Annotated in this window: 12 protein-coding genes; all 12 read right to left on the reverse strand. The window is 64.9% G+C overall.

Annotated features, from left to right (window positions below; all coding sequences use genetic code 11):
- Nucleotides 1-75: 75 nt before the first annotated feature.
- Nucleotides 76-1,680, reverse strand: a complete 1,605-nt coding sequence (locus KIH81_RS08170) for an aminotransferase class I/II-fold pyridoxal phosphate-dependent enzyme (RefSeq protein WP_214304971.1) — start codon at nt 1,678-1,680, stop codon at nt 76-78.
- Between the two features lie 211 nt (nt 1,681-1,891).
- The gene (locus KIH81_RS08175; RefSeq protein WP_214304912.1) at nt 1,892-2,971 is read right to left on the reverse strand and encodes a PfkB family carbohydrate kinase; all 1,080 of its coding nucleotides are present in this window, start codon (nt 2,969-2,971) and stop codon (nt 1,892-1,894) included.
- The gene (locus KIH81_RS08180) at nt 2,968-4,032 is read right to left on the reverse strand and encodes an ADP-ribosylglycohydrolase family protein (RefSeq protein WP_214304913.1); all 1,065 of its coding nucleotides are present in this window, start codon (nt 4,030-4,032) and stop codon (nt 2,968-2,970) included. The genes KIH81_RS08175 and KIH81_RS08180 overlap by 4 nt, the downstream gene beginning before the upstream one ends.
- 5 nt (nt 4,033-4,037) lie before the next feature.
- Nucleotides 4,038-4,865 carry an HAD family hydrolase gene (locus KIH81_RS08185; RefSeq protein WP_214304972.1) on the reverse strand — a complete coding sequence of 276 codons (828 nt, stop codon included), beginning with the start codon at nt 4,863-4,865 and terminating at the stop codon, nt 4,038-4,040.
- Between the two features lie 44 nt (nt 4,866-4,909).
- Entirely contained in the window at nt 4,910-5,860 is a 951-nt protein-coding gene (locus KIH81_RS08190) for an L-lactate dehydrogenase (protein WP_109056060.1), read from the reverse strand.
- Between the two features lie 141 nt (nt 5,861-6,001).
- On the reverse strand, nt 6,002-6,250 hold the full coding sequence (secG, locus tag KIH81_RS08195; protein ID WP_214304914.1) for a preprotein translocase subunit SecG: 249 nt from the start codon (nt 6,248-6,250) through the stop codon (nt 6,002-6,004).
- A gap of 74 nt (nt 6,251-6,324) precedes the next feature.
- Nucleotides 6,325-7,128, reverse strand: coding sequence for a triose-phosphate isomerase (tpiA, locus tag KIH81_RS08200; protein WP_214304915.1), 804 nt, complete (start codon nt 7,126-7,128; stop codon nt 6,325-6,327).
- 84 nt (nt 7,129-7,212) lie between these two features.
- Nucleotides 7,213-8,418, reverse strand: a complete 1,206-nt coding sequence (locus tag KIH81_RS08205; RefSeq protein ID WP_214304916.1) for a phosphoglycerate kinase — start codon at nt 8,416-8,418, stop codon at nt 7,213-7,215.
- A 155-nt stretch (nt 8,419-8,573) separates the two neighbouring features.
- The gene (gene whiA, locus KIH81_RS08210) at nt 8,574-9,524 is read right to left on the reverse strand and encodes a DNA-binding protein WhiA (RefSeq protein WP_109056056.1); all 951 of its coding nucleotides are present in this window, start codon (nt 9,522-9,524) and stop codon (nt 8,574-8,576) included.
- A 189-nt stretch (nt 9,525-9,713) separates the two neighbouring features.
- On the reverse strand, nt 9,714-10,709 hold the full coding sequence (gene rapZ, locus KIH81_RS08215) for an RNase adapter RapZ (RefSeq protein WP_420829137.1): 996 nt from the start codon (nt 10,707-10,709) through the stop codon (nt 9,714-9,716).
- Nucleotides 10,709-11,683 (reverse strand): shikimate dehydrogenase family protein, encoded by a 975-nt coding sequence (locus KIH81_RS08220; protein WP_214304917.1) that lies wholly within the window; start codon nt 11,681-11,683, stop codon nt 10,709-10,711. The genes rapZ and KIH81_RS08220 overlap by 1 nt, the downstream gene beginning before the upstream one ends.
- Nucleotides 11,684-11,806: 123 nt before the next feature.
- Entirely contained in the window at nt 11,807-14,146 is a 2,340-nt protein-coding gene (gene uvrC / locus KIH81_RS08225) for an excinuclease ABC subunit UvrC (protein ID WP_420829138.1), read from the reverse strand.
- Nucleotides 14,147-14,227 lie beyond the last annotated feature (81 nt).

Below are 14,227 nucleotides of genomic sequence, written 5' to 3' on the forward strand. Positions count from 1 at the left end.
ACAGCTCCCCTCAGCGAGGGGAGCCAAAAGCCATCCCCCAGTCCAGCAAAGCCATCACCGAATCACGCTTGCGACTCACGCCTGCCAGTAATAGCTGAAGAAGTTCGCGATCTTGGCGGTGGCGTCCTTGAGCACTTCGATACGCGGCAGGTAGACGATGCGGAAGTGGTCCGGCTCTCCCCAGTTGAAGCCGCCACCGCGGGTGATGAGGATGCGCTCGTCGTGGAGCAGGTCAAGGGCGAACTGCTCGTCGTCGCGGATATTGAACTTCTTCACGTCGATCTTCGGGAAGATGTAGAACGCGGCCTTCGGCTTGACGGCGGTCAGACCCGGAATCGAATTGATGGCGTTGTAGATGTATTCGCGCTGCTCGTACAGGCGGCCGCCGGGCACGATGTAGTCGTTGACGCTCTGATGGCCGCCGAGCGCGGTCTGTACGATCGACTGCGCGGGTACGTTCGAGCAGATGCGCATGTTCGCCAGCATGTTGAGGCCTTCGATGTAGTCCTTGGCGATGCGCTTGTTGCCGGACAGCACCATCCAGCCCACGCGGTAGCCGGCGATCATGTGCGACTTGGACAGGCCGGAGAACGTCACGCAGAACAGGTCGGGCGCCAGCGAGGCGATGGACGTGTGCGTGAGACCGTCCATGACCAGGCGGTCGTAGATCTCGTCGGAGAAGATCATGAGCTGGTGCTCGCGCGCGATCTCCACGATCTCCTGCAGCACCTCCTTCGGGTAGAGCGCGCCGGTGGGGTTGTTCGGGTTGATGAGCACGATGGCCACCGTGCGGTCGGTGATCTTGGAGCGGATGTCGTCAAGATCCGGATACCATTCGGACTGCTCGTCGCACACGTAGTGAACGGCGGTACCGCCGGCCAGGTTCACGCAGGCGGTCCACAGCGGGTAGTCGGGGCTGGGGATGAGCACTTCGTCGCCGTCGTCCAGCAGCGCGGACATGCACAGGTTGATGAGCTCGCTGACGCCGTTGCCGGTGTAGATGTCGTCGATGGTGACGTTCGGCAGGTTCTTGAGCTGCGCGTATTGCATGATGGCCTTGCGTGCGGAGAACAGGCCCTTGGACGGCGAATAGCCTTCGGTGTCGGTCAGCTGGTGCGCCATGTCGTAGACGACCTCGTCCGGCGTGCGGAAACCGAACGGGGCCGGGTTGCCGATGTTCAATTTCAGGATGTGCGTGCCGTCCGCCTCCATGCGGGCCGCCTCGTCCACCACCGGTCCGCGCACGTCGTAGAGCACGTTGTCCAGCTTATGGGACTTACCGAAGGTGCGGCGGCGGCCGGCGGGGATTTCGTTTTCGACGGGATGGATTCCCTCGGGTTCATTGTGGTTCAATTTCAACGCCTCACTTCCGGATATGGTGATGATATCGTTGTCACGATTGCTGGTGACATCGTTGTCATGCGCTGGTCGGGGAGCATCCTGGTTCAATTGTGGGGTAGATTCCTCGCCGCGCAGCCAATTCGCGTCCACGTCGAGCTCATCGGCGAGGAACGACAGCACGTCCTCCCTCGGCATGGTCTTGCCGGACACGTACTGGCTGATATGGCTTTTGCCCATTTTGACGCCACGGCGTTCGGCCGCATGCACCAAGTCGATCTGTTTCAGTCCCCTGCTGTTCATCGCATTGCGCAGACGTTCCGCGAACACCGATACGCTCATCATGCCTCCAACCGAAGTTCAATTTCCTTTTTGAACAACGGTTCAAAGCATACGCCCGGTTCAAACACAGTTCAATTACGGCGTGTGATGGTGGACCATTCTCGGTTACACCGTCGAGATCAACGCGAGACTGCAGCAATCCGGGAGCCGTCTCTCGGCCGATGCCGACCGATGGCTCCCCACGGCAAAGGGAGCCAGGTAGCCGAGAAGGTCACAGCATCGGTTCGATTTCGCCGCGTTCGGGGCAGGTGGCGGGACCGCGACGGGTCACGGAAATGGCTGCGGCCACGTTGGCCACGCGCACCGCGTCCAGCAGGGACGCGCCGCGGATGAGTTCGGCGCTCATCACGCCCACATGGCAGTCGCCCGCTCCATTGGTGTCCACGGCATGCACATGGGTGGACGGCACAAGTTCGGCACGCTCCCCCGCTTCGGGGCACGCCCATGCGCCGGCCGCGCCGGAACGTACGATCACCGGAGCCTGCAGCCGTTCGCTCAGCGCGGCGCACATCAGTCCGGCGTCGCCCAGCGGCGATGGCATATCGTCGCCGTCACCGGCGATCTCGATGCCGGAGCGTCCGACATACCGATGGAAGTCGTTGCCCAATCCCAGCCTGCGGGCCAACGCCAGTGATTCCTCGTAGTTGCACGACCAGATCGGCCGGTGGTCGATGATCGCGCCGAGCAGCCTGTCCTCGGCACCGGCCGCCACGGACGACGGGTCGAACACCGTGGTGAACCGGTGCGAACGGTATCGTTCGAGGAAAGCCAGCAGTCCTCGTGACGTGGGGTGGGCGAACGTGTATCCGTTGATGTGCACGATGTCGTCGTCCGCAGGCGTGATGCCGTCGAAGCAGCGTTCGTCGCCCTGGGTTTCGGCACCACGCACCGTCACGAACGTGCGTTCGGCGCGGGCGTCGGTCATGGCGATGCAGATGCCTGAATCACGGGCCGGATCGGTCATACCGATGTGTCCGATGCCGTCGCCGGACAGGGCGGCACGGATCTGCGTGGCCCACGGGCCAGTGCCGATGATGCCGCCATGTGCGGCCGCGACCCCCATCTGCCGCACGGCGTGCAGGATGTTGAAGCTGGAACCCACGCGGGCCACGGCCTCGTCCGCGAAGGCGTCGCCGCCCGGTTCGGGCACTCGGTCGATGCGCATGGTCAGATCCACGAGCATCTGGCCCAGGCTGATCACCCGGCCGGCGGCACGAGCGGCGCCATTTTGCGAGCTGCTCTCCCCCGACAACGTTTCGTACGGCCGCGGTTCCGCGTTCCCAACGCTCATGCGTTCCTCCTGTCGGACAGCGCCAGCAACCGGTCGGCCGTGGACGAGAGGTCCAGCGCGTTGACTTCCTGGACCGTGCGGGCCATCGCTTCCGGGAAGGCGTCCGCTCCATGGACCGCGCCGAGGATGGCGCCGGTCATGGCGGCGATGGTGTCGGTGTCTCCGCCGAGGTTGGCGGCCACGACGAGCGCGTCGTAGGGACGGCCGGCATATCGGGTGGCGATGGCGAACGCGGCCGGCACGGATTCGTTGGCCTCAACGCTGGTGCCAATGATGGCGCGCAGCTGTTCTGCGAACATGTCATGGTCGTAGAGGTCGGGTGAGGCGTCACCGGTGTGGGCGCGGGCCCAGTTGATGGCCCAGCGGGTACGTGCCAGTACGGAGGCTTTGGGCGACCAATGGCCCACGCCATGTCCTTCGAACCGACGCATGGCCAGATAGGCGGTCACGTAATTGCAGGCCATGAGCATGGCCTCCACCGGTTCGGAGCCTTCGATGCCGTAGCTGACGGCGGCGGCCACGAGCATCGTAGATTCGAGGCCCTGTTCGGTGTTGTGCGTCACGATGGTGGAGCGGCGGGCGATTTCGGCCAGATGCGGGTCGGGCCGGTTGGCGATGCCGATGGGGCAGGCGCGCATGGCCCCGCCGTTGGTGGTGCCGAGGATGCCGGTCCGTTCCACGTCCACGCCGGCTTTGAACTGTTCGAGCGCGCGCTTGGTGGAGGGGCCGAGCAGGTCGAGCGAGCCTTTGGCCCGCATGTCATCCTCCCAATTGAGCAGCGCGTAGGCGTATTGGCGGATGTCGAGCTCGCCGTCGCCGTCGATGAGCTGTTCGGCCAGCAGCAACGCCTGTTCGGTGTCGTCGGTGACCGAGCCGGCGCGCATGTCCGGGGCGATGGGCTGGTTCGGACATGCGTCCACGAATGCGCCTACCGGCTTGGCGCCGTATGCGCCCCGGATCTGTGCGGGTGACATGCTTTGCGTGGGCATGCCCAGTGCGTCACCGATGGCGAGCCCGAGCAGGGCGCCCACGGCATGATCGTGCATGGAACTGTTCACCATGCCTCCTACTGTAGTTGGGCCTCAATCCATTGGGCCACGCCGTCCTCGTTGTTGGACGGGCAGATCTCATCGGCGATGGCGAGCACCTGCGGGTTGGCGTTGGCCACGGCCACACCCCGACCGGCCGCCTGCATCATGGCGATGTCGATGAGGTCGTCGCCGAAGGCCACGGTCTCCTCCGGAGCCACGCCCATGCGTTCGCACAGCAGGCGCAGCGCATGCTCCTTGTTGGCTTCGGGATTCATGAGCATCCACATGACGCCTTCGCTGATCGAAATCTCGAAGTCCCCGGGAATCAGCGGGCGCAGCGCGTCCCATTGGTCGGCCTCGGGGAAGATGGTGATCTTGTCCGCCACGCCGTCGGGCACGTCGTGAAAGTCGGTGTAACGGAAGGTCTGGGTCTTCCAGTACACGCTGATGTCGAAGTTGGTGTACCGCACGTCGTTCATCACGATGCCGAGCTTCAGGTCCGGCATGCGCTCCAGCAGCATCAGGCAGACCTCGCAGGCGCGGGACGACGGGAAGCCGATTTGGACGAGGCTGCCGTCCTCCGGCAGGTCGGCGGAGGTGAGCAGGTCGAAATCGGAGTTGGCCGCGGGATCGAAGTCGATGAGCGCGCCGTTGAGGTAGATCACGGCGTCGACCGGCAGCTGCTTCGCGAACCGCAGACCGGTGCTGACCGGGCGGGCGGTGGCGATGGCGAACCGGTAGCCGGCGTCGTGGGCGCGTTCGATGGTTTCGATGCTGTGTGCGGTGATGTCGCGGTCCTCGAACACCTCGGCGTCGTGCAGCAGGGTGCCGTCGAGATCGGCCACCAGCAGTCGAGGACGCATGGCGTCGCCGAAGCCGATGGCGCCTGCGCCGGTATTGCCGCCCGTCACAGCAGTCCCTCGCAATAGGAGCGGACCAGCTCGGCGGAGTGGTGGAGCTTGGCCTGTTCCTCGGCGTTGAGTTCGAGTTCGACGATTTCGTTGGCGCCGTTGGCGCGCAGTTCGGTGGGCACTCCCAGGAACACGTCGTGTTCGCCGTATTCGCCGTCAAGCAGCGTGGAGACGGGCACGATGCGGCGTTCGTCCCACAGGATGGTCTGCACGATGCCGGCCACGGTGGAGGCGATGCCGAAGTTCGTGCCGCCCTTGGCCGCCACGATCTCGTTGCCGCGCATGCGGGTCTTCTCCTCGATCTCGGCGGTGGAGACGGATGCGAAACGGTCTTGGTTGTCCGCGAGGAAGCGGGCGAACGGCTTGCCGCCGAGGGAGACGGTGGACCATGCGGTGAACTGGGAGTCGCCATGCTCGCCCATCACGAAGCCGCCCACGTTGCGCGGGTCGAGGCCGGTCTCCTCGCCGATGATGGTCTTGAGGCGGGAGGTGTCGAGCGCGGTGCCGGTGCCGAGCACCTGCGTACGGGGCAGTCCGGAGCGTTTCCAGGCGTACCAGGCCATCACGTCCACCGGGTTGGAGACCATGACGATCACGCCGTCGAAGCCGGATGCCATGACGTTGTCCACCACTTCGCCCACGAGTCCGACCGTGAAGCCAAGTTCGGCGAGGCGCGTGGAGTTGGCCGGCGGCTTGCGGCCCACGGTGATGACCACGATGTCCGCGTCCTTGCAGTCGGCGTAGTCGCCGGCGCGCACCTTGACGTGGCGGTCCTGGAATTCGCTGCCGTCGTCGAGGTCATGCGCCTCCCCCAACGCCTTGGCCGCGAAGTGGTCGATGAGCACCAGTTCGTTGCACAGGCCGTGCGTGACGATGCCGAACGCGGCGGTGGCGCCCACCTGGCCGGTGCCGACGATGACAACTTTGTTGCGGTTCATGGTGACCATGGGTCTGTTGTCTCCTTACTTACTCGGTTTTTCGGCGGATTACCTTGGCATATCCGCACTCGGCGTGCGAAATCGCGCGCAAACGAATGCGACCCATGACCGGTGATGGGTCATGGGTCGCAGAACTCACGATTGGTGGAATCAGGCGAGGTTGAACTTGGTCATCATATCGAGGCCGATGATCAGGGCAACCCACAGCAGGGCGATGATCACGGTCCAACGGTTCAGGTTCTTCTCGGCCACGCCGGAGGTGCCGGCGTTCTGGGTCAGGCCGCCGCCGAACATATCCGACAGACCGCCGCCCTTGCCCTTGTGCATGAGGATGAGCAGCGTCAGCAGGGCGCTGAGCAGAACGACTACGATTTGCAGCGTGATCTTAAGAGCGGTCACAGGTAACCTCCGATGTGTAACAAACTGTTGACTAGCATAGCGCAGGCGTCGGAAAAACGCCGCATACGCTCGCATTATTTCCGTAATTGGGTCGATTTCAGGGCGAGACGGGCGATTCTGGACAGTTCGTCGGCATCCAGCGCCGCTCCTCCGATGAGGAATCCGTCCACGTCCGGCTGGCAGATGAGCTCCGCGGCGTTCTTGGAGGTGACCGATCCGCCGTAGAGGATGCGCACGGATTCGCTGACCTCCGGCCCGAAGGTGGATTTGAGGTCCGCTCGGATGGCCTCGGAGGCGTCCTGCGCGGATTGCGGGGTGGCCACCATGCCGGTGCCGATGGCCCAGACCGGTTCGTAGGCGACGATGAGCTTGGCGGCTTCCTCGTCGCTCAGGTCTCGCGTGACGTCGCGGACCTGCCCCACGGCGAAGTCGAGCTCGATGCCCTGGCGGCGTTCCTCATAGCTTTCGCCCACGCACAGGATCGGCTGCATGCCCGCGGCGAGCACGGCGCGCACCTGATCGACGATGTTGGCGTCGTCCTCGGGATGGTATTTGCGGCGTTCGGAATGGCCGACGATGACGTACGAGCAGCCGAGGTGGGCGATCATGTCCGCGGAGACGTCGCCGGTGAAGGCGCCCTGGGTGGTCACGGACACGGACTGCGCGCCGTAGGTCAGGTGCAGGCGGTCGGCCTCGACGAGCACCTGCACGCTACGCAGGGAGGTGAAGGAGGGGAACAGTGCTACCTCGCACCGTTTGAAGTCGAAGTGGGCGTCCCTGAGCAGCCAAGCCAGCTTCTGCACGAAGTAGGTGGCCTCCAGATGATCGAAGTTCATCTTCCAGTTGCCGGCCACCAGCGGAATACGCTTGGACGCCATGAACGAATCCTCCCTGAACGTAGACGGCTCCCCTCATGAGGAGGGGAGCCCTGGTACAACCGTGATCGACGGTGTCTGTATGGACTACTCCAGCACCTTCAGGCCCGGGAGCTCCTTGCCCTCAAGGAACTCGAGGGAGGCGCCGCCACCGGTGGAGATGTGGGAGAAGCCGTCCTCCGGGAAGCCGAGGTTACGCACGGCGGAGGCGGAATCGCCGCCACCGACGATGGTGAACGCACCGGCAGCGGTGGCGTCCACGAGGCCCTGGGCCACGGCCTTGGTGCCGGCGGCGAACTCCGGGATCTCGAACACGCCCATCGGGCCGTTCCACACCACGGTCTTGGAGTCCACGATCTTGTCGTGGAACAGCTTCTGGGACTCCGGGCCGATGTCCAGGCCCATCTTGTCGGCCGGGATAGCGTCAGCCGGGACGACCTCCGGGGCGACCGGGGTGTCGCCGGCCGGGAAGCCGGGGTTCACGACGATGTCGGTCGGCAGCACGAGCTCGACGCCGTTCTTCTCGGCGGTCTCGATGTAGCCCTTGACCTTGTCGAGCTGATCCTCCTCGAGCAGGGAGGTGCCGACCTCGTAGCCCTTGGCCTTGAGGAAGGTGAAGACCATGCCGCCGCCGATGACGAGGCGGTTGGCCTTGTCGAGCAGGTTCTCGATCACGCCGAGCTTGTCGGAGACCTTGGAACCGCCGAGCACGACGGTGAACGGACGCTCCGGGTTCTCGGTGGCCTTGGACAGGGCCTTGACTTCCTTCTCGACCAGCAGGCCGGCGGCGGCCGGCAGATCGGCGGCCACGTCGTAGTTGGAGCCCTGGGCGCGGTGGACCACACCGAAGCCGTCGGACACGAAGGCCTCGCCGAGGGCGGCGATCTTCTTGGCGTAGGCGGCGCGCTCGGCGGCGTCCTTGGAGGTCTCCTCCGGGTTGAAGCGCACGTTCTCGAGCAGGACCACGTCACCGTCGTTCATCGCGGCGACCTTGGCCTGGGCGTCTTCGCCGTAGGTGTCCTTGGCCAGCGGGACCTCGATGCCGAGCAGCTCGCCCAGACGCTTGGCGACCGGGGCCAGGCTCAGCTCGGGAACGACCTTGCCCTTCGGGCGGCCGAGGTGGGCCATGAGGATGACCTTGGCGCCTTCCTCACGCAGGGTCTTGATGGTCGGCAGAGCGGCCTTGATACGACCGTCATCGGTGATGGTGGTGCCGTCCAGCGGAACATTGAAATCGGCGCGAACCAGAACGCGCTTGCCCTTGAGATCTCCAAGGTCCTTGAGTGTCTTCATAATTTCCTTTCCTTGACGAATGGAAACGTCAAAGTGGCCAGTTTTGCCACTTCGCATATTACAGGCATTTATAGAAAAACACCGCATTCCATCCAGTAGACGAATGCGGTGTCGTACACAGTGTGGTCACGATGGACGCGATGCGTTGTGAGCGCTCACTTGCCTTCGGCGGCGCGCGCCTTCTCGGTCTTCTCAGCAAGCTGCAGAAGACGGCGGATGCGGCCGGCGATGGCGTCCTTGGTGATCTGCGGTTCGGCGAGCTTGCCGAGCTCCTCAAGGCTCTTGTCCACGTGGTCGATGCGCAGCTGGCCTGCCTGGCGCAGGTTGTCCGGGATATTGTCCCCCAGCACCTCGAAGGCGTGCTGCACCTTCTCGCTGGCCTCGGCGGCGGCCTTGGCGGAGCGGCGCATGTTGGCGTCGTCGAAATTGGCCAGGCGGTTGGCCTTGCCGCGGGCCTCGCCGTCGGAACGCTTGCCGGTCCATTCGCGGGCGGAGCGCGAGGCACCCATGAGCTTCAACATGCGCTCGATGGCGTCCGGATCCTTGAGCGTCACGCGCTCGGAGCTGCGCAGCGTACGATGCTTGGCCTGGATGCCGAGTCGGCGGGCCACGCCGCACAGGGCCATGGCGGCCTCCTCGGTGGGGCACGCGATCTCCAGGAAGCTGGCCTTGCCGGGATCGGACAGGAAACCGCGGGCCATGAACGCGCCACGCCATGCGGCCTTGATCTGGGCGATGGAGCCGTTGACCACCTCGGCGGGCAGACCGCGCACCTGCTGCTTGCGGCGGTCCACCAGACCGGTCTGCAGCGCCAGGGCCACGACGTTGCGGGTGACGAGCACCACATAGGTCTCGACGGGGCCGTTCGGCGTCTGGCGGGTGAGATGATTGACCTCGGCTTCATGGCCGAACACGTCCCTCAGCGTGTTCCTGAGCCATTCGGCGGAATCCAGCGAGGTGAACACCGCCTGGATCACGTAGGTGTTCTGCACGGGGCGGAGGCCTCCGCCGAAACGGATCATGGCCGCGGCCTGGGCCTTGATAGCGGCTGGGGAGTCACCCTCAAAGGCTGCCAACTCGCTTTTAACGTCATCCAGAAGAGCCAAGATCCAACCTCCTACAGTCCCGTTCTTCCCAATGCTTCAGGCGTTTCGAATCGTCAACACGAAAGTGACGCGCCGGCAGCCATCGGCTTACTGTGATACCTAATCTAGTGGACAACTAAACCCGTTCGATACGTATTTCGGCCCTCTCCTTCTCGCAGTGTGGTCATCCTTACGACCTTCATCCGGCCGTCAGGAGGAGCGGGACTTGTGCTGTTCGCGGGCGGAAACGGTCACATTGAGACCGTGCGCGCGCAAGCGGCGGGCCAGTTCCTCGCTCATGGCCACCGAACGGTGCTGCCCGCCGGTGCAACCGACGGCGATGGTCAGGTAGTGCTTGTCCTCCTGGGCGTATCCCTCCAACGCGATCTCTATGGCCTTTTCGTAGGAATCGAGGAATTCCTTGGCCCCCTTGCTGGAGAGCACGTAGTCGGCCACCGGCTTGTCCCGGCCGGTGAGCTCGCGCAGGCTCGGCACCCAGAACGGGTTGGGCAGGAAGCGCACGTCCGCCACGAAGTCGGCGTCGATGGGCATGCCGTACTTGAAGCCGAAGCTGAAGATGTGCACGGCCACCGTGGTGGGACCGGAGCCGAGCATCGCCTCGTACAGGCGGGTGGAGAGCTGGTGGATGGAGAGCTTGCTGGTGTCGATCACCCAGTCGGCGCGCTCCTTGAGTCCCACGAGCAGCTGGCGCTCCTCCTTGATGCCGTCGATGAGACGGTTGCCGTGCTGCAGCGGATGCGGGCGGCGCACGGATTCGTACCGCTTGATGAGCACCTCGTTGCTGGCGTCCAGGAAGAGGATGCGGGTCTTGACGCCGAGGTCGTCGAGATGTCCCAGCACGGCGGCGAGGTCGTCGAAGTAGCTGCGGGAGCGCACGTCGATGACGGCCGCGAGCTTGTGCACACCGCCGCCCTTGCCGGAGGTGGTCATCATGTCCACGAGGGGCACGAGCAGTTTGGGCGGCAGGTTGTCCACCACGTACCAGCCCATGTCCTCCACGCAGTCGGCGGCGTGGGAGCGGCCCGCGCCGGACATGCCGGTGATGAGCAGCACCTCGAAGGAGTCGAGCGGGTTGGGCATGGTGTCGCCGCCCGTCCGCGTCTGTGCCGTCACATTGTTCCGCTGGTTTCGGCGGTCGGCGTCGCCGGCCGGCGCGATGTTGCCGGTGGGGGTCTGTTGATCCATCACAGTGCCTCCTCAAGTGCCCTGCGCATGTCGATTTCCAGATGGTCGTCTTCGGTGGTGGTGTTCTGCAGTCGCTGGTCCGCGTCGCTGGGCGGGTCGTCGTCCCAGATGCCGGTCATGAGCAGCACCTGCACCAGGGCCTGGTACAGCAGCATTTCCTCGCCGCCGATGGCGTGGCCGGCGCGGGAACGCCATGCCTGCATGAGCGAGGTGGGGCGCGGGTCGTAGACCACGTCCAGCAGCAGGCCGCCGAAGGTCGCGCTCCCGGCGCCGGCGAACAGTCGGGCGAGACCGTCGGCCGCATGGCCGGGGATGGTGTTGATCACGTAAGTGGCCTCGCCGGCGGCTTTGAGCACCTCGTCCTCGTCCGCCAGGTCGATCTCGCGATAGGGACGGTCGGATTTGATGAATTTCTCCGCCACGGCCTTCAGCGTGGGGTTCTTGCCCGGATGGCGGGCGGCCACGGTGATGCGGCCGATCTCGGGCATCATGCACAGGGCGGCCGTGGCCGAGGTGGCGGTGTTGCCGTTGCCGATGACAAGCGCTTCGCCTGCACGGCGGTCGGTGTGGTGGAGGCCGAGCTCGCGGTTGGCATGGTCGAAGGCGAGCTGGATGCCGATGACGTCCGTGTTGTACAGCCTGATCGACGGCCTGCCGTTCGGCCATGCCGGGTCGCTGCGGTCCGGCTCGCTCCAGTCGAACACGGCCGTGTTGGCCACCTTGAGTTCCTCGGCCCACAGGTTGGAGGGCGTGCCGTACGGCTGGATGGTCTTCTTCAGCGGCATGGTCAGGCTCAGGCCGGCCCATGCGGGGTCGAGCCCCTTGAGGAAGGCGTCCAGGTCTTCCTGCCCCACCTCGTGCTTGTCGTAGAACCAGTCGTGCAGTCCGAGCGAATCGTAGGCGGCGTTGTGGAGCACCGGCGAGAGCGAATGCGCGATGGGCTTGCCGAGTACCGCGCAGCGATGGTTGACCATATCCCCTCCTTGTTGACTCTCCCCATGCTAGCCGACTTCCGGGATGGATGCCGTTACATTCATGGACGATCGCCGAATATCGTCTGGATGGTGGCTGTATGCGGACAGCCACCGGCGCCGAAGTCAGGATTCCCCATGCAATGCGTGGTACAGCGTCTCGGCCTTGGCGTGGCCGATGCCCTTGACCGCCTCGAAGTCCTCCACGCTGGCTTCGCGCATGGCCTTGACGGAGCCGAAATGCGCAAGCAGCCGCTTCTGGTAGCTTTCGCCGATGCCGGGGATATCGTCCAGCGCGCTGCGCAAGGCGCCCTTGCGCCGCTGCTGGCGATGGTAGGTGATGGCGAACCGGTGGGATTCGTCACGCACGCGCTGCAGCAGGTACATGCCTTCGGACTGACGTTTGAGGATGATCGGATAGTCGTCGTCCGGCACCCAGACCTCCTCAAGCCGCTTGGCCAGACCGCAGACGGCCACGTCGTCCACACCGCAGTCACGCAACGCCCTGGCGGCGGCCATGACCTGCGGCTGACCGCCATCGACCACCACGAGGTTCGGTTTGTAGGCGAAATGGCGTCGATTGGCGTTCTGCTGGACGAGCATGCCCGGCTCATCCGGAGAGGATTGCCGGTCCGTGGATTCCATCCGAGACGGCACGTCCGCATCCGGTGATGGCGTCCGCGCCGCATCCGGATGCGCGGTGTCCCCCGCGCCTCCGGATGGAGTCTCATGTCTGCGCTCCGCGACGGCCCGCGCCGCCCGTTCCTCGGCATCCATGCTCTCGCCCGAATCGCCCGCGATGTTGCCGTGACGGAATCGCCGGGTCAGGGTCTCGTACAGGGCCGACAGGTCGTCCACCGCGCCTTTGCCGTCGTTGCCGCGGATGGCGAAACGACGGTATTCGGACTTCTTGGCGATGGCGTCCTCGAACACCACCATCGAGGCGACCTGGAACGCGCCTCCCACGGTGTTCGAGATGTCGTAGCATTCGATGCGCAGCGGTGCCTCGGACAGGCCCAAAGCCCCGGCCACGTCGTTCATGGCCTGGGTGCGGGCGCCCATGTCCGAGATACGGCTCATCTTGGCGCGGGCCAGCGCCTGGTTTGCGTTCTCGTTCGCGCGGTCCATGAGCTGTTTCTTGTCGCCACGGGAGGCCACGCGGATGGTCACCGCTCCCCCACGCAGTCCGGTCAGCCAATTCTCGAGTTCCTGGCTGCGGGACGGTTCGACGGGCACGATGATCTCGCGTGGCACGGGCGCGATGGGAGCAAGCAGATCGGCACGGCCCGTGACCTCCTGACGGGTGTTGCGTTCGCGGGTCGCCTTGGCGCGGGCCAACGCATCGGTCGCCGTGACGGTCTGCGTGGAGCCGATGGCCTCACGTCTGGTTGAGATGGAGGCCCCCTCTCCCCCCGCGCGTTCGTCAGCGCCGGTCGCGTCCGAATACACCTGCACGATGAGGTCGGCCATGAGGTCGCCGTCCGCGATGTCCTCGACACGTTCGACGCTCCAGTTGCGTTCGCCGCGGATCGATCCGGCCCGCACGTAGAAGGCGTGGACGGAGGCTTCGAGCTCGTCGCTGGCGAAGCCGAACACGTCCACGTCCACGTCCTGATCGAAGACGACGGCGTTCTGCTGGACCACGGTTTCGAGCATCTGGATCTGGTCGCGCAGGCGCGCGGCCTTTTCGAACTCGAGTTCGGCGCTGGCCTCCTTCATTTCGCGCGTGAGCTGGGCGATGTACGGGCGGCCGAGCCGGCCGGTCATCACGCCCACCAGCTGTTCGGCGAGCCTGCGGTGGTCGGCGGCTTCGATGCGGCCGATGCACGGCGCGGAGCATTTGCCGATCGAGGCGAGCAGGCATGGGCGGCCGGTGAGCTGGGCCTTGTGGAACACGTTGGTGGTGCATGTACGCACCGGGAAGGTGCGCAGCAGCCGGTCGAGGCTGTGCCTGAGTTCCCATACCTTCGCATAGGGGCCGAAGTACCGGGTGTCACGGCGTTTGCGCGAACGGGTGACCCAGACGCGGGGAATGCGTTCGCCCGTGCTCACCGCCAGATACGGATAGGTCTTGTCGTCACGGAACTGCACGTTGAACCGCGGGTCGAACTCCTTGATCCACGTGTATTCCAGGGTCAGGGATTCCAGTTCGGTGGCCACGACGGTCCATTCCAGGCTGCGTGCCGTGAGCACCATGGTCTGCGTGCGCGGATGCAGCAGATACAGCGGCTGGAAGTAGTTGGTGAGCCTGTTGCGCAGGTTCTTGGCCTTGCCCACGTAGATGACGCGGCCTTCGCCGTCGCGCCATTTGTAGACGCCCGGTTTGGCAGGGATGTCCGAGGTCTTCGGCCGGAACAGATCACGCGAATCCCCCAGTAATGGGGCTCCGTTCACGTTGACCCGCGACTTCGCTCCCCCGGCAGCGGCATCCCCGGTCCCGCCATCATCCGTCGTGGCGCCATCCATCAGCGCCATGGCGGTCTTGCGCCACTCATCCGGACTATGCCGTTCAATATCGTTCGTCATCTTTCATCCATCCGCAACGTA

It is taken from the genome of Bifidobacterium miconisargentati (assembly GCF_019331675.1).
GTDB lineage: Bacteria > Actinomycetota > Actinomycetes > Actinomycetales > Bifidobacteriaceae > Bifidobacterium > Bifidobacterium miconisargentati.